At 52.3% G+C, this 13,556-nt stretch carries 16 protein-coding genes and 3 tRNA genes; 10 read left to right on the top strand and 9 right to left on the bottom strand.

What is annotated here, in order from left to right; translation table 11 throughout:
• Nucleotides 1-41: 41 nt before the first annotated feature.
• Complete coding sequence (locus tag FIV00_RS17800) at nt 42-1,595, bottom strand: caspase family protein (protein WP_152502007.1); 1,554 nt, start codon at nt 1,593-1,595, stop codon at nt 42-44.
• A 479-nt stretch (nt 1,596-2,074) separates the two neighbouring features.
• Between FIV00_RS17800 and FIV00_RS17795 the strand changes: the two genes are divergently transcribed.
• Nucleotides 2,075-2,929, top strand: a complete 855-nt coding sequence (locus FIV00_RS17795) for a hypothetical protein (protein ID WP_152502006.1) — start codon at nt 2,075-2,077, stop codon at nt 2,927-2,929.
• A 43-nt stretch (nt 2,930-2,972) separates the two neighbouring features.
• On the opposite strand, the gene FIV00_RS17790 is transcribed toward FIV00_RS17795, so the two are convergent.
• Nucleotides 2,973-3,048 (bottom strand) — tRNA-Glu (locus tag FIV00_RS17790).
• A gap of 125 nt (nt 3,049-3,173) precedes the next feature.
• Complete coding sequence (locus FIV00_RS17785) at nt 3,174-3,614, bottom strand: VOC family protein (RefSeq protein ID WP_152502005.1); 441 nt, start codon at nt 3,612-3,614, stop codon at nt 3,174-3,176.
• Nucleotides 3,615-3,668: 54 nt separating this feature from the next.
• On the opposite strand from FIV00_RS17785, the gene FIV00_RS17780 reads away from it, so the two are divergent.
• The 3 genes from FIV00_RS17780 to FIV00_RS17770 all read left to right on the top strand — a co-directional run bounded on the left by FIV00_RS17780 (nt 3,669) and on the right by FIV00_RS17770 (nt 5,769).
• Nucleotides 3,669-4,433, top strand: a complete 765-nt coding sequence (locus FIV00_RS17780; protein ID WP_152502004.1) for a Sir2 family NAD-dependent protein deacetylase — start codon at nt 3,669-3,671, stop codon at nt 4,431-4,433.
• Nucleotides 4,434-4,584: 151 nt separating this feature from the next.
• Entirely contained in the window at nt 4,585-5,166 is a 582-nt protein-coding gene (locus FIV00_RS17775) for a cold-shock protein (protein ID WP_152502003.1), read from the top strand.
• A gap of 117 nt (nt 5,167-5,283) precedes the next feature.
• Complete coding sequence (locus tag FIV00_RS17770; protein WP_152502002.1) at nt 5,284-5,769, top strand: DUF192 domain-containing protein; 486 nt, start codon at nt 5,284-5,286, stop codon at nt 5,767-5,769.
• A 134-nt stretch (nt 5,770-5,903) separates the two neighbouring features.
• Here FIV00_RS17770 and FIV00_RS17765 read toward each other — a convergent pair whose 3' ends face one another.
• Nucleotides 5,904-6,380: a hypothetical protein gene (locus FIV00_RS17765; protein WP_152502001.1), complete on the bottom strand. Its 477-nt coding sequence runs from the start codon at nt 6,378-6,380 to the stop codon at nt 5,904-5,906.
• Nucleotides 6,381-6,636: 256 nt separating this feature from the next.
• Between FIV00_RS17765 and FIV00_RS17760 the strand changes: the two genes are divergently transcribed.
• The 3 genes from FIV00_RS17760 to FIV00_RS17750 all read left to right on the top strand — a co-directional run bounded on the left by FIV00_RS17760 (nt 6,637) and on the right by FIV00_RS17750 (nt 8,574).
• Nucleotides 6,637-7,194, top strand: coding sequence for a hypothetical protein (locus FIV00_RS17760; RefSeq protein WP_152502000.1), 558 nt, complete (start codon nt 6,637-6,639; stop codon nt 7,192-7,194).
• 309 nt (nt 7,195-7,503) lie between these two features.
• Nucleotides 7,504-7,580 (top strand) — tRNA-Pro (locus tag FIV00_RS17755).
• Between the two features lie 283 nt (nt 7,581-7,863).
• On the top strand, nt 7,864-8,574 hold the full coding sequence (locus FIV00_RS17750; protein ID WP_152501999.1) for a hypothetical protein: 711 nt from the start codon (nt 7,864-7,866) through the stop codon (nt 8,572-8,574).
• Here FIV00_RS17750 and FIV00_RS17745 read toward each other — a convergent pair.
• Both FIV00_RS17745 and FIV00_RS17740 read right to left on the bottom strand, forming a co-directional pair.
• On the bottom strand, nt 8,546-9,052 hold the full coding sequence (locus FIV00_RS17745; protein ID WP_152501998.1) for a hypothetical protein: 507 nt from the start codon (nt 9,050-9,052) through the stop codon (nt 8,546-8,548). The two genes, FIV00_RS17750 and FIV00_RS17745, sit on opposite strands and share 29 nt — an antisense overlap.
• A 24-nt stretch (nt 9,053-9,076) precedes the next feature.
• Nucleotides 9,077-9,310: a hypothetical protein gene (locus tag FIV00_RS17740; protein ID WP_152501997.1), complete on the bottom strand. Its 234-nt coding sequence runs from the start codon at nt 9,308-9,310 to the stop codon at nt 9,077-9,079.
• Between the two features lie 331 nt (nt 9,311-9,641).
• On the opposite strand from FIV00_RS17740, the gene FIV00_RS17735 reads away from it, so the two are divergent.
• Nucleotides 9,642-9,947 (top strand): ETC complex I subunit, encoded by a 306-nt coding sequence (locus FIV00_RS17735; RefSeq protein WP_152501996.1) that lies wholly within the window; start codon nt 9,642-9,644, stop codon nt 9,945-9,947.
• 136 nt (nt 9,948-10,083) lie between these two features.
• Nucleotides 10,084-10,160, top strand: a tRNA-Arg gene (locus tag FIV00_RS17730).
• A gap of 143 nt (nt 10,161-10,303) precedes the next feature.
• On the opposite strand, the gene FIV00_RS17725 is transcribed toward FIV00_RS17730, so the two are convergent.
• Nucleotides 10,304-10,561 carry a hypothetical protein gene (locus tag FIV00_RS17725; RefSeq protein ID WP_152501995.1) on the bottom strand — a complete coding sequence of 86 codons (258 nt, stop codon included), beginning with the start codon at nt 10,559-10,561 and terminating at the stop codon, nt 10,304-10,306.
• Nucleotides 10,562-10,789: 228 nt separating this feature from the next.
• Here FIV00_RS17725 and FIV00_RS17720 point away from each other — a divergent pair, with 228 nt between their 5' ends.
• Nucleotides 10,790-12,733 (top strand): BTAD domain-containing putative transcriptional regulator, encoded by a 1,944-nt coding sequence (locus FIV00_RS17720; RefSeq protein ID WP_173006038.1) that lies wholly within the window; start codon nt 10,790-10,792, stop codon nt 12,731-12,733.
• Nucleotides 12,734-12,739: 6 nt separating this feature from the next.
• Here the strand turns inward: FIV00_RS17720 and FIV00_RS17715 are convergent, their stop codons facing one another.
• Together FIV00_RS17715 and FIV00_RS17710 are read right to left on the bottom strand one after the other, a co-directional pair.
• Entirely contained in the window at nt 12,740-13,021 is a 282-nt protein-coding gene (locus FIV00_RS17715) for a hypothetical protein (protein WP_152501993.1), read from the bottom strand.
• A gap of 68 nt (nt 13,022-13,089) precedes the next feature.
• Complete coding sequence (locus FIV00_RS17710) at nt 13,090-13,380, bottom strand: hypothetical protein (protein WP_152501992.1); 291 nt, start codon at nt 13,378-13,380, stop codon at nt 13,090-13,092.
• Nucleotides 13,381-13,556: the final 176 nt, after the last annotated feature.

Below are 13,556 nucleotides of genomic sequence, written 5' to 3'. Positions count from 1 at the left end.
GCCTTTTGAGCCGGGCTTTTTTGTTTTGGATGTCGGTTTTGTCAGCGGCCGATTGCGCCACCGATAATGCCACCGACAACACCGCCAATGAACGCTGCACCGGCCGGGTTTACACCACCACCGTTGTTGCTGCGCCGTGTGGTCGTGGTGTTGTTGTTACGACGGGTCGTTGTCGACCTGCTAGTGCTGCTGCGCGAGGCTGCGGCGGCCTGTTGCTTGCGCCGCACTTCTGCTTGATAGGCAGCGTACTGAGTAGCTGTTTGCGTCGTTAGCAAAGCATATTGCGCAGGCGTGAAGAAGCCAGTCGGTACGATGCCGTTAGCTGTCTGCCAACCAGTGACACCTGCGCGGGTCTTTGGCCCGAAAGCGCCATCCGGACGGCCCACGTCAAATCCTGCAAGGTTGAGACGGGTTTGCACTTCACGACGAGCAGTCCGGTTCCAGCCAAGCGAAGATTCGGTTGCCTGCGTACCTGGGATGGCCTTTTGCGGGTCAGGCATAGTCGAGACAACACCTGCTTGACCTGGAACAGCCGTGGCACCTGGGTTGACTGCAGCCACCTGACTGCCGGATTGCAAGCGCTTGATGCTGTTACGAGCAAAGTTCGTGAAAGTGCCATTCGGATAGGCATCGAGGTACGACTGGTAATCGTCAACCGTATTGCTTGCCTTGGCCGTTTCCCAGATCAGCTTTTCACGCTCCCAGTCAATTGTGGACTGCGTGGTTGCAGCAACTGAGGGAGTTGTCGCGACGGGCTGAGGTGTCGTCGTAGGCGTTGTGCCGAGCGACGCAACTTCGGTCGTCGGCCCGCTTGCCACCGCAGCCTGCTTGTTGAGGAACACTTCGCCAATCAGAGAAGCATTGACCCAAGGGCGCTGACGTTTTTCAGTTTCCTGGTAGACGTCGCCGGTAACACGGGTCATGACGGTTTGGATCGATGCGTTCGGTGTATCGATATGCCGGATCAATGCGGAGGTGAACGGAGAGTTCGTACCTTCACCGTCAAGAGCGACATCGCCAGGACTGGTTGCAAATGCGATTACCGAACCTTCGCCACCGGTTTCTTCAATCTTGATTTCAGCAAGACCCTGACCAACGCTTCCTGAGCGTGTCGGTCCCATGCGCCGTGACAGCGTGCGCGCAAGCGGGTTATCGCGGCATGCGTCAAGGAACACCATCTGCACTTTCACGTCCTTGGACATCTGGCGCATGATGAAATCGACCGTGATGGTCTCGAAATCCAGAGAGGTTTCGTCTTCAATCGTGGCGTCGATAGGCACAAGGTGGTTCTGGCCGCCGACCTGGAGGCCATGCCCCGCGTAAAACAGAATCGCAATCTCTGCGCCATAAGCCTTCTTTGCGAAGTTCATGACGGATCTGCGCATGTCATTATAGGTCTGATCCTGACCTGCAACGACATCAAAACCCAGGCTACGCAGTTTGGTAGCCATCTGTTCTGCATCGTTGGCAGGATTGGGTAGCGGTACTGTGTGTTCGTATGCGCCGTTGCCGAGAACCAGGGCAACACGCTTCGCGAGCGCCGGAGCTGTCCCTGCGATCAGTATTGCCAGCACGGCGATCATTCGTGTGAACATTTCAATGTCCTCTCGTCGATCTTAGGTTGCCTGTCGGGTGAGCCGATCTTGTTTTCGAGGTCTTCGTCCTCTTGAAAGAAGACGTACCCCCTTTGGCAATTCAATTCTGTAATAAACGTCACAGGAACTGGAATTCCGAGTTCCCCAACCCCTGCACGCGGGAACCCGCTTGTCTCAAATGGCAAAGCTCCCTGGAATCCAGCCACGACTATAGACAATCAAGTATGAGAACGCCACGATTGCACGCACAATTTACCAGCAAATTTTGCAATGGGTTAAGCTGGGTGCCCCAAGGGCAGGGTGTTGCGACAAAGAGTGAGTACCTGAGCTGGGTTTTATGTCGCTGTTATGAGCGCTGACCACTGATTTGTGACAGCTGTCACGTTATTGGCCATGACAGCTCTGCTAGCCTAGCAGCATTGCAATTGATCTGTCCGGCAGGCTCTGACGATGAGCCCGCAAGATAGGGAGACCGTTAGATGGCTGGAAGTGCTGATATCCTCAAACACATGCTTGAAGAGCATGTCGAAGTGTTTCGCGAAGCAGCAATGCTCTATGAAGCAGCGATTTTGGTTCGGCGCACAAATACGGCAACGCTTCAACATATCGGCAAGGACTATGCGTTGCCAAAGCGTCTCGATTGTAAGGCGAAGACAGCAGATTTTGATGTCTTGCCATTGGGGAGCAAACCGTCGGCGACAAAACGCGGCTGCATTGCTGGTCTGGTCGTTGATCCCACACTTTTCGGTCCGTCCGCTTACAAGGAAGGGCGCTATCCCAAGGCTGTTGGAGAATGGAACAACTTCAAAGCTCGGCTGCGACCGGAAATGGATAGCTTCTTTCAACAGCAAACACTGACTTACATTCCCCATGGCGGGCTTTATTTCGTCGAACTCAATCCAAAGGATCCTTACTACGGCTGCGTGAAATTCGCCGCAAATTCTCTAATACGTGCAGGAAAATGCATTCACGGTGACTTTGACCTTTATGGCATCGTGGACATGAAAGAGCCCGAAAGGCTGCTGCGTGTGCGGGAGGAACGGCTGGGTATGGAGCACGCGCGATCGCCGAAATTCTTCGATGTGCAGCACTATGTGAACAACAAGATCGGCGTCACCATGGTTCTTCACGGTTCACAGGAAACATACGCCAGCGAACATGAAGACGATGAACTGGATATCTTCTTTCCAAACGGCCGGATCGCTTTTGCAGGGCCGACAGGGGCGGATATCGCCGAGTTTTACCAGACTGAATTTCCGGGAAGAACACTGTTCAGAAAAGATGATCCGGCCATTGAGATCAAAAGACGGTATGTTTCTCCGGGTGAGTTCTGACATCACACCGAGCAAAACGTCTCAAATTTCCCTGGAAGAAAAATGGCACGCCCAACGGGACTCGAACCCGTGTTTCCGCCGTGAAAGGGCGGCGTCCTAGACCGCTAGACGATGGGCGCGCGGTCGACACAGCTGCGTCGTGGGGAGGCTTATAGGCGGGAATGCTCACGCCCGCAAGAGCCTTGACGACAATTTTTTGCAAGCCCGGGAAACCGGGCTTGCAGATGTTGAAAACCGACGTGAATTACCACTCGCCCGTATTACCCATCGAGGCCCAAGGCTCTTTGATTTCAAGGGCTTCGCCTTTTTGCAGCAACTCAATTGAAATGTTGTCCGGCGAACGAACAAATGCCATGCGGCCATCGCGTGGTGGCCGGTTGATCGTGACGCCCTGTTTCTGGAGGTTGTCGCAGAAATCGTAAATATCATCGACTTCGAAAGCGAGGTGACCGAAGTTTCGCCCACCATCATATTCTTCCGGATCCCAATTGTAGGTCAGTTCCAAAAGTGGCGCGGCGTTGGCCTTGCCGGCGTCTACATCTTCAGAGCCGGCTAGAAAGATAAGGGTGAAACGACCCTTTTCACTTTCATGGCGGCGGAGTTCAGTCATGCCCATCTTGTTGCAGTAAAAATCAAGGGAATCGTCAACATTGGTGACCCGAACCATTGTGTGCAAATAACGCATATCCTACCCTTTTCCCAATCGAATGAGGTTGTCTGAAAGGCGAGTGACCGACCCATGAAGACCATCACAGGACTGGCCGAAGCTCGCAACTATGTCGCACAATTCAAGCGCGGTGCCTACCACCGGATCGTCGCTCTGACGGGTGCTGGCATTTCGACAGAATCCGGCATTCCGGATTTTCGTTCGCCTGGCGGGATATGGTCCAAACGACAACCGGTTCAATACCAGGATTTTGTAAGGTCGGAAGAAAGTCGTCTGGAAGACTGGGATCGACGCTTTGAAATGCAGGACTTTTTTCAAAAAGCTGAACCCAATGCAGCCCATTTGGCACTGACGTCGTTGGCCACAAATGGGTACATGAAGTGCTTGGTAACGCAAAACGTAGATGGGCTTCATCAGAAAGCTGGATTTCCTGACGACAGGCTGATTGAGATACATGGGAATTCAACCTTCGCAACATGCCTATCCTGCGGTGCGCGCGCGGAGCTGGAAGACCAAAGACAAACAGTTGAATCTGGGTTTAGTCCCAATTGTGTTAAATGTGGCGGGCTGTTGAAGGCCGCTGTCATCAGTTTTGGTCAGCAGATGCCGGAAGCAGCCTTGCAAAACGCTGCAGCGGCAGCACAGGAATGCGATCTCTTTCTGGTTCTCGGGTCGTCACTGGTCGTTCACCCGGCAGCTCAACTTCCCACTTTGGCGGCAGAGGCCGGTGCAGAATTGGTGATTCTCAATGGAGAAGAAACGCCACTCGATTCTTATGCTTCGACAGTCATACGCACACCCTTGGCACAGACTTTTGCCGAATTTCATGAAGAATAACGGAAAATCGAGCAAATGGTCTGTGGTTAGTCCGACAATTTCCCTTCTCGACACAAAGCACAATGTTATCCTTTTGTTAGGAATCAGCTAACGGGCGAGTCGAATTCTGCCTTTAGTTGAATGATGCGGACCAGAGACGGGACAAATGGCTATGGGGGTTAAAACCGCAGGGGAACCCCGCGCACTCGATACAATGACGGAAGATGTTGCCGTTGATGTTTTCGAGATCGCCGGAACGATTAAATGGTTCGATGTCGGTAAGGGCTACGGCTTCATTGTGCCGGACAGCGGTGAAAGCGACATCCTGCTTCACGTTACCTGCCTCAGGCGGGATGGATACCAAACCGCCTATGAAGGCGCACGCGTTGTGTGTGAGGTGCTTGATCGGCCTCGAGGACTGCAGGCGTTCCGCATCCTTTCCATGGATGAAACGTCGGCGACACATCCCTCGCAGCTGCCTCCGTCCAGAACACATGTTCAGGTGGTGCCGGAAGGCGGTTTTGAAAAAGCGACCGTCAAATGGTTCAACCGCGTGAAAGGATTCGGTTTCCTGACCCAGGGAGAGGGGTCTGAAGACATCTTCATTCATATGGAAACGCTGCGCCGGTTCGGAATCACGGAGTTGCGGCCTGGTCAGGACGTACTGGTCAGGTTCGGGACCGGACCTAAAGGGCGTATGGCGGCTGAAATCCGGCCGATGGGTGCTGGAACCCATATCCCGGCGTCTCATTGACGAATAGGCAGCTTATTTGATTTCAAGGGCCGGACATGTTCCGGCCTTTTTGTTTGGCAACGGTCTTTCTATGTATTCCAGTGTTGCAACAATTGCCGGTGAACGGAGCCCAAACGCATGATTTCCCACACTGTGGCTCACTCGGTCGTCTTGTCGTTTTTGTTGTTGTTTACTGCGACTGGCCTTTCACCAGCTACCGCTCAGGACGAGGTCGCGCCTCTGCCAAAAGAAACGCTGATCGTTCGCTCCGGCGACAAAGAGCACACATTCACGGTAGAAGTCGCCTCCACGGATCGGCAGAGAGCCCGGGGGCTTATGTTCCGTGAAGAGATGGCCACCGATCACGGCATGCTGTTCGTTTTCGAAGGCGAGGGGGACCGATTTTTCTGGATGAAGAACACACCGCTGCCACTCGATATCATCTACATCGATGCCAAGGGATGGATCGTGTCAATCGCGGCCGACACGACCCCGTTTTCTGAAGACGTCATTCCGTCGCGTGAGCCGGCAAAATACGTGCTTGAACTCAATTCCGGTGTCTCCGCTAAACTGGGCCTTGAGCCCGGTGACGGCGTTTCCAGCCCTTCTATGATGACTGAATAGTTTCTTCTGGATAATGCAGACGAGGCGTGTAGCGGAAACTTTGCGCGTATCGCTGCTTAAGCGTCACTTTCACGCTTACGGCGCGTATTGCCTTAGGCCGCTTTCCCTCGTGATTGTTACGAATTGGCACCAGCTCAGTCTTCGGGCCTCGGCATCAGGAAATTTGTGATTTCGATCACCATTTTATTCGACCTGGCAATGCTACGTTCGCCGTGTTGATCGACAGATTGTTGGTCACGCCGTTTGCGGCATCTTACCCATAGAACAATCATCGAATGCCAGCTTAAGCAGGCAAGTTTCTGGCTGGCAAAACACCTGGCTGTTCGCGCATGAATTGAAGCCGCGAAGCCATAGATGATTTTGAGAATCAGAGCTTCTTTCTGGTGCCGAGTTCGACCGACTTTTTTGTATTTGAGAGTAAGCAACATGAGTTCCATTTTTCCCGGTGCCGCCCGTAGCCCTGCACCCGGCGCGCCCAAGATGAAAAAACCGAAGTCCTTGATCTCAACCTGGCCGCCGAAAGACGCCGCTGCTGCCAGATGGGCAACCGACGGAAACTTCTGGACGCATGCACGCGCCGTTGGGCGCCAGAACCCCTGGGACTTGATCATTTTCAACTTCCAGACCCAGGACCCGCTCGAAGTGAATTGGTACTTACAAAACGCGGTCGGATGCTGGCGCCTTGACCCCAGCGGGAATTTCAAATTTGACAGTTCTCTAACGGCTGATGGCAAGGACGGAATAATATACGTCCCATCATCCAGTTGGGTCCCACCTGCACATTTCAGCAAAGGGTCCGGGGCTGCAACTTTCATGGCAGGTGTAAACAATTCTGCCGCAACAATTCTTAGGGATTTGTCCCGAAGAATGCCCACGATCAGTCATGGTGCGACGACCATGCGTGCGCAGGACTATCGGAAGATTGCCGAACTGATTGAAACCAATGCAATTACAATTGACGTCAATCCTGACCTGGGAGGACGCGGCGGATACCTGGACGACGAAAAAGCGATCAAGTTGCGATTCATGCCTAGGATAGGCAATGCGCGTCATGCCAGTACGCTCGCAAACGAAGCTGTCCACGCAGCGACCCATTTTTACGAAATACCGCACAACATGTTGAAAAACGAATACGTCTCAACTGTTGCCGGTGCGGTTGCAATGGGCGTGACGAGTGAGCGTGTCTTGCGGCGTTACATCAATCCTCGGCACTTCAAGAATTGGGGTTACTACTATTCAGGTTGGGTCTGGCTCAATGACTTTAAACCTCGTGGCGGCTGGTCGATTACCCTCGATGACCTGGACCATCAGTTCGAGCACCCATATTTGTCGACCACAGCGAACCCGGTGAGCGAGCTCAGGGTTTCGATGGCAGGCAGCTATGGCTGGAAGGGGAAGGTGGAAATCATACCTGAGTGGGACTGACCATCTGCCGAGGATAGCTGGACACTCATCGGTTGGGGGCTCTGGTGTGTTCAAACACAGAATTCGAATTGAATCGCGATCAAGTCCCAAGAAACTTGATCCTTGGTTGGTTATGAAGGCACCAGGCTAGAGCAGTTTCTTGCGCGGTCTCTCGGAATATTAGATCGAGAGGTGAGGGAACGAGCGTTCGATGCAGCCCTGAGTTCGATTGGCCTGTTGGACCTCTTTCCACAAGCCTTGGATTGCTCTTAAATTCTTCGCTCTTGACGCCAACGCCGAACGCGGATACACCCCTCGAAATCAACGGATCGGGGTATAGCGCAGCCTGGTAGCGCATCTGGTTTGGGACCAGAGGGTCGCAAGTTCGAATCTTGCTGCCCCGACCATTTTTCCCAAAATATTGGTTTGAACACAGGACTGCGCCATCGTGGTGTCGAGACTTCTGGCCTGTGTTTGCTGACGCGATTCTTTCTTTGGACGGGTTGGGAGCAACGGCGCATGCATTGCTGCTGCTAATCATAGGGCAATCATTGATTATGCCGGGATAACTTAGCGCGCTCACACAAGCGACCTTGTGCATCACGCCACAGAAGAACACTCTGGCACTCCGACGAATTTGATCCTTCAGGGGAGGTGCCTTCACAAGCTGGACGGCGCCAGGCAGGGCAGATGGGACCGGACCCGGACGAGCAGGGCACGCTGGAAATATCCGCGGCCATTGCCGCCATTCAAACCAGAATTCATAAAACCGGGCTGTCCTTGAAGGAGAGCGCGGATTTTGGGCTATTTGAAAAAACGATCCGATCCACCGAAGACAAATATCTGATGGAGGATTTCTCGCCCAGGTTCTTCGATCTTCATGGCGCGACTGCGTTCTGGATCGGCGCTTATAACAGCAGCGGCAATATTGTTTCCGTCCAGGCAGCCAAAGTGGAAGACCTTAAGGACAGGAGCCTCGCAGACCATTGGCAACAGCAGCAACGCAGAATGTTTGTCGACCCGAACCCACAGGTTCGTTTTGGCAGTGAGCATGCCCACGACGCCTATTTCATGCGTGGCAGGATCGTCTATCACGGAAATCTATGGCTGAGAGGTGACATTCGAGGCAAGGGACTGGCTGAACCGCTGACACAGCTTGGTTTCCTCGTTTCCTTGTTGAAATGGTCGCCCGATTATCTTTATGGCCTAATGGCGTCAAAGGCTGCAGAAAAGGGCTTTGGCGTCCGGGTTGGGTACCGCAGGTTTGTTCCGAGAGGTACGCACTGGCACATCGCGCCAGGCCACATCAGGCCGGATGACTGGCTCGTCTATTCGACCAGGAGCGACTTGTTCGGGCTGGCGAAATTGATCGTCAGGACGTTGGCTGAAGATCCTGAATGACGCCGAGATACGCACAGATCCGGTAGTTGGCTCTGATATGCGGACGTACGGCAATAATCAGTCGCTCGAAAGCAATCTCATATTCCTGTCCATCGACGGAAATAGGTGTCCTGGCATAGCCGTAATAGGGTCTGCCTGAGAGCGCACTGCGATAGCCTTCAGCTGACGCTCTTTCAAGGTCGGCATCAGGTGTGCGAAGTGCAGAGTTTGAGCCGGTCGAGGTTGCCCAATCGTCACCAAAAAGCTGACGTTGCCCACTTTCCTTGCCAACGTAAAAGATTGGCGGCGGTGCGAAATCGGTTACCTTGTCCGAACACAGGCTCAGGTGCGGCAAAAAAGGTTGCATTGTTTGCCTGAAACTACCGTCAGCGGACGTCATGACTGCCTCGTAAAAGCCAGCCAGCAACGGGTCAGCAAGGCCATTTTCAATGGCCTCGGTCCCGAGTTCCGTAAAAACTGTTTGTGGGCGGTTCAGCAAATAAATTCCGTGGTCAGTTCAGGGTTATCGATTGAAGGCTTTCAGAAGCAGGGACATGACATTTAAAAACTCATCCTGCTTTTCCGGGCTAAGTTCATCTACTTCGGACACACCATAATCCAGTGTCAGGATCATGTCCCACATTTCAGTCAGGTTTGCCTTGTCGATTGATGATTTCAGATTGACCGGTTTTGCGGCCGTTGGCTGAATGTGCTCCGGTATGGAGGCGCCCAGGTTTTTGAGAAACGGGTAATGCATAAGCCATCCTGTTGTGTTGTTCTTTTTGGTCCCGCCATACCCACATGAAAAGACCGGCTGTATCACGCATCTGTTTGTGCATTTGTCTAAGACGATCCCTTTTGATTGTTATTTTATTCAAAAGTTCACGTTAGGAGAGTTGATAGCACAAGTTGCAGCTTTCGTCATCTCACGTGATGTCACAATCCAACGAGTGGTAAACGCAAAATTTGCAATTTGGTTTGTTTTGGAGCGCCGTCAGAAGGCTAGGTGTTGACTTCCTTCCAAAAGGCAGGAAAAAGCTTGTGGAACAGAAGTGATACTCTGCGAAATCGTTTAAGGGCACAGGCACATGGTTGCGCGCATCTATCGTCCGGCAAAAACCGCCATGCAATCGGGCAAGGCAAAGACCCATCGCTGGGTGCTGGACTATGAGCCGGAGGCCGCGAAATCTGTTGAACCGCTTATGGGCTACACGTCTTCATCGGATATGAAGCAGCAGATCAGGCTCTATTTTGAGAGCCAGGAAGATGCGGTTGCTTACGCCAAACGCCACGGAATTCCGTATCGGGTGGAAAAAGCTCAGGAACGCAAGGTGCGCGGCGCGGCTTATGCGGACAACTTCAAGTTCAACCGGGTGGCACCCTGGACACATTGAGGTCTTTCAAGCTCTCGGACCGGTGCGAAATGTCGCGTAGGCGCCGATTGTTTGTTGAAAGAGGTTCTGCCTATTGCATTCCGACGTTGTTTTCAGCCGCTCAGTAAATTATCAGCAGCGTCAGAACAGCAAAAATGGCCCCGTAGCTCAGCTGGATAGAGCACTCGCCTTCTAAGCGAATGGTCGCAGGTTCGAATCCTGCCGGGGTCGCCACTTTTCCTTTTGTTTGTGTGGGACAATTTATGCGGGTTACTGCTCCATATCCCGATGTCCGGTCTTAAAAAAGTTTTGCTCAAAAAAATGCCGCACACCGGTAAGGCGCGCGGCAAGCTGTTGCTGCTTTAAGTGTGGAACCGTCAGGCGTTTTCTGACTTGGAGCTTTCCACACTTTGTTGCCCCACCATGAGCGGTGTGATCTTCGTCTTCAGGAGGCTGTCGAGATCCTCGGTTCCGTCTTCCAACGACTGCAGAGCCATGTCGAGGAAGTAGGAGCAGAAAGTCCGCCCGTCCTTGTCCGATTCCTTCTTGGTGTACCGGATCATGCGTTTAATCGCTTCAACTGCCGGTTCCTGTTGGGATTCGGTAAGGTCCGGTTTGCTGACTGTCTTTGACATTTTACTACCCACCAGTATTCGATTCGCCGTTTGCAGCTTCGCGCTGCGGTGACCATCCATTTAAATCATGCTGTTGCGGCGTGAAATAAGCGTGATAAGCTGTTGTTGTGTTTGCGGTTGCGTATTATCCGCGGTTGCGTGACCACGACAACACCGATGCTGATGTTCAAATACGGGGAATTGATGGCAAAGGCGTATTGTTTCGCTTGCCTAGGACGGCCCTTGCTGATGAGCAAGGACTTGGAGCCGGTCGCAGTCAAGACCCGTAAAGCCCTGGCAATCATGGCCTATCTGAGCCGGATGAGTGGACTTACTGCGCCGCGTGAGACACTGGCCGATCTGTTGTGGAGCGGTACGGACAGACACAAGGCGATGCAGTCGATGCGCCAAGCGCTGCGACAGCTCAAAACCGCAGAAGAAGCCGCGGGCATTGATGTTGTGCGCTCGTCGCCTGGTCATGTTCAACTTGGATCTTCCGCATTTTACACTGATTTGGACGAGGTGATGCGCCTGCTTGAAAACGGGCGCGCTTCCGATTTTCGTGAAGCCACAGATTTATGGCGCGGAGAGTTTCTGGCAGGCTTCGAAGATATTGACCCGGAGCTGAATGACTGGATCCAGGTTGAACGCGAACGCGTGCGTTCTGAAGTTTCAACAGCCGCCTTTCGGCATCTGGACGAGATATCTGTAGACGATGGCGGACAGCAGGTTGAGGCCGGAGGCAAGTTTCTTCTCACCATAGATCCTGCCTTTGAAGCCGCTCACCGTCTGCTTATCCGGCTCTACAAGAAGCTTGGCCAGCCCGAACGCGCTGAACAGCAGTTCAAGACCTGCGAGCGCGAAATGCGTCTTCATCTCGATGCGGAGCCTGATGAGGAAACACGGGCGCTTCTGATTGCGGAAGAAGCCGAAGGCAAAAGAGCTGGCGTTTCGCACCACCCTGGGGATATTGGTGCGACCCATAGTGTGCTTTCAAACAACGAAGAGGTCGTCAAGCTTCCTGAGATTTCAATTATCTCTTCATCGCTCCACAAGAAGGGTCTGAACGATGCAGTCCATCTTCGCGAAGAGATTGTCTCAGGCCTGTCTTCCTTCAAGTCTTTCGATCTTTATGAGTCGGAGTATTTCGGCGAAGAAAACTTTCCAAAACCGACACTGGTTCATGGTCATGAATTGGGCAGTTACCAATTGCGGTTCAGGCATGACGAACGCAGTGGAAAGATTGCGATCCAGTTTGAGGACCGCAGCAACGGGCAAATTGTCTTTAACGAAATCATTGACCTTGGTCTCTGGGACGGCATCGCTCCGGCAGCAAGTCAGGTCGTCAGCAGAATACATTCTTTTGCAACTTCAAGACTGAGAAATCCCTCCAACACCTCAATTTTCGCTCGTTGGTGCCAAGCCGAAGCATTGCTGTGGGATTTCACTCCACAGTCTGATGAAAAGGCAATGCGATTGCTCAATGACTTGGAGCGAACCAACGGTTCGTTTTCAATGATCTATTCTGGCAAAGCTTCAATCATCATGAAACAGGAACTTCATTTTCCGCTTCATGATAGGACAACGCAAGATGGCATGGGCGGTCTCTTGAATATGGCTGAGAAGGCTATAATTCTTGATCCTTGGCAAGCAACCAACCAACGTGTTTATGGTTGGGCTCTCATTTTGTCTAATCTACCGGACGAGGCACGGCGTGCCTTTCAGAATGCGGGTAGGCTAAGTTCATCAGACCCGGCAAATCTCATGTCTGTTGCCGAAGGTTTGGCGTTTTCCGGAGACGTGGAAGAAGCGCGCGCGACTGCCGAACGAGCCTTTAATCTATTCTCGTTTGTGCCGCGTGTATTCTATGAGTATCTCGCAAACATCTACTTCGCGTCGGATGACTATGAAAGCGCAATCACGCAAATCGAGCGCGGGGCAGGACTAAGTGTCGGGGGCTTAACGACTCGTGTCGCTGCGCTGATTTGTTCCGGAAGAGAAGACGAGGCGTTACAGACACTTCAGCGTTTTACGAACCAAAGAGCTGCTTTGTTGGATAGTGCACCAGAGTTCACAGCCGACCCTGTCACATGGCGTACAAGAGTGAATTTTTTCCAGGACAAAACTGTTCGTCAAAATTTCGACAAGGGGGCAGCTCTCGTCCAGAAATTCCTTTTTGAAGGAACAGGGTAGGTGAGCCTACTGCAGTAGCTGGCCCAGCTCTGACAGATATTGAGGATTGGATTGTGCCAGCTTCTTGCCATTTAATCTGAAAGGCAGGGCAATTGTTGATCGATCGGTTTCTGCTTCCACGACTTTGAATTTAAGAAGCTCTGTCGCTTGTTCTGGAAGACCAAGTTCTGACAGCACCTTATTCGGGTTCTCAACCAATTCTTTTTTGAGAACTGGGTCTAAGGAAGCCTTTGCAAGCAACTCACCCAAGGCTTTCGTATTTCTTTTGTAATGCGGGAACCGAGCCATTTTACCAACCTTTTGCCAGCAGCCACCCGGACACTATTGCCCGGGTAACAGCGCTGTTTCATCAAAAATTACTCAGGCAGATCTTCATAGAAGCAGCTTCCCAAGGCAGCTTTGCCGAGCTCTTCGAAGTATGTTTCGTCGCCTGCAGCAACTCGGGCTGTATCGATATTTGCCGGAATAACCAGATGAACCGTGTCGGCTGTGTCGGCGAGCAACTGAACATCTGAGGCAGCGCCAAGGTCGCCGAGAACTGCTTTCGGATCATCAATCAGTTTGGCGCGGTCATCAGCATTTTGAATGATTGCACCGAGTTTCGCGCCGAATTCCAGGTTTTTCTGTGAAGTAGTTTTGGCGTGCATAGTGAGCCTCCTGAAGTTAAAATTGCGCCGCGCCGTGTTAAATGTTGGGATGGTCACGCGGCTATTTGAAAATCAGTCAAACTTTAGTAAAAGTTGGTGGGTAATTTAACTTTACTAACGCTTGACTGACTTCGAGAATTACTAAATTCGATTTTAAATAGTGGCTCAATAGTAAT

Origin of the sequence: Labrenzia sp. THAF82, assembly GCF_009363435.1 — a bacterium.
GTDB lineage: Bacteria > Pseudomonadota > Alphaproteobacteria > Rhizobiales > Stappiaceae > Roseibium > Roseibium porphyridii.
The sequence above is the reverse complement of the archived record's forward strand: the minus strand, read 5'-3'. Positions and strand labels throughout refer to the sequence as shown.

Excerpts from the sequence above, each read along its gene's own strand:
- FIV00_RS17800 (WP_152502007.1), bottom strand. The coding sequence starts at position 1,595 with ATGTTCACACGAATGATCGCCGTGCTGGCAATACTGATCGCAGGGACA.
- FIV00_RS17795 (WP_152502006.1), top strand. The coding sequence starts at position 2,075 with ATGGCTGGAAGTGCTGATATCCTCAAACACATGCTTGAAGAGCATGTC.
- FIV00_RS17785 (WP_152502005.1), bottom strand. The coding sequence starts at position 3,614 with ATGCGTTATTTGCACACAATGGTTCGGGTCACCAATGTTGACGATTCC.
- FIV00_RS17780 (WP_152502004.1), top strand. The coding sequence starts at position 3,669 with ATGAAGACCATCACAGGACTGGCCGAAGCTCGCAACTATGTCGCACAA.
- FIV00_RS17775 (WP_152502003.1), top strand. The coding sequence starts at position 4,585 with ATGGGGGTTAAAACCGCAGGGGAACCCCGCGCACTCGATACAATGACG.
- FIV00_RS17770 (WP_152502002.1), top strand. The coding sequence starts at position 5,284 with ATGATTTCCCACACTGTGGCTCACTCGGTCGTCTTGTCGTTTTTGTTG.
- FIV00_RS17765 (WP_152502001.1), bottom strand. The coding sequence starts at position 6,380 with ATGATCAAGTCCCAGGGGTTCTGGCGCCCAACGGCGCGTGCATGCGTC.
- FIV00_RS17760 (WP_152502000.1), top strand. The coding sequence starts at position 6,637 with ATGCCCACGATCAGTCATGGTGCGACGACCATGCGTGCGCAGGACTAT.
- FIV00_RS17750 (WP_152501999.1), top strand. The coding sequence starts at position 7,864 with ATGGGACCGGACCCGGACGAGCAGGGCACGCTGGAAATATCCGCGGCC.
- FIV00_RS17740 (WP_152501997.1), bottom strand. The coding sequence starts at position 9,310 with ATGCATTACCCGTTTCTCAAAAACCTGGGCGCCTCCATACCGGAGCAC.
- FIV00_RS17735 (WP_152501996.1), top strand. The coding sequence starts at position 9,642 with ATGGTTGCGCGCATCTATCGTCCGGCAAAAACCGCCATGCAATCGGGC.
- FIV00_RS17725 (WP_152501995.1), bottom strand. The coding sequence starts at position 10,561 with ATGTCAAAGACAGTCAGCAAACCGGACCTTACCGAATCCCAACAGGAA.
- FIV00_RS17720 (WP_173006038.1), top strand. The coding sequence starts at position 10,790 with ATGAGCAAGGACTTGGAGCCGGTCGCAGTCAAGACCCGTAAAGCCCTG.
- FIV00_RS17715 (WP_152501993.1), bottom strand. The coding sequence starts at position 13,021 with ATGGCTCGGTTCCCGCATTACAAAAGAAATACGAAAGCCTTGGGTGAG.
- FIV00_RS17710 (WP_152501992.1), bottom strand. The coding sequence starts at position 13,380 with ATGCACGCCAAAACTACTTCACAGAAAAACCTGGAATTCGGCGCGAAA.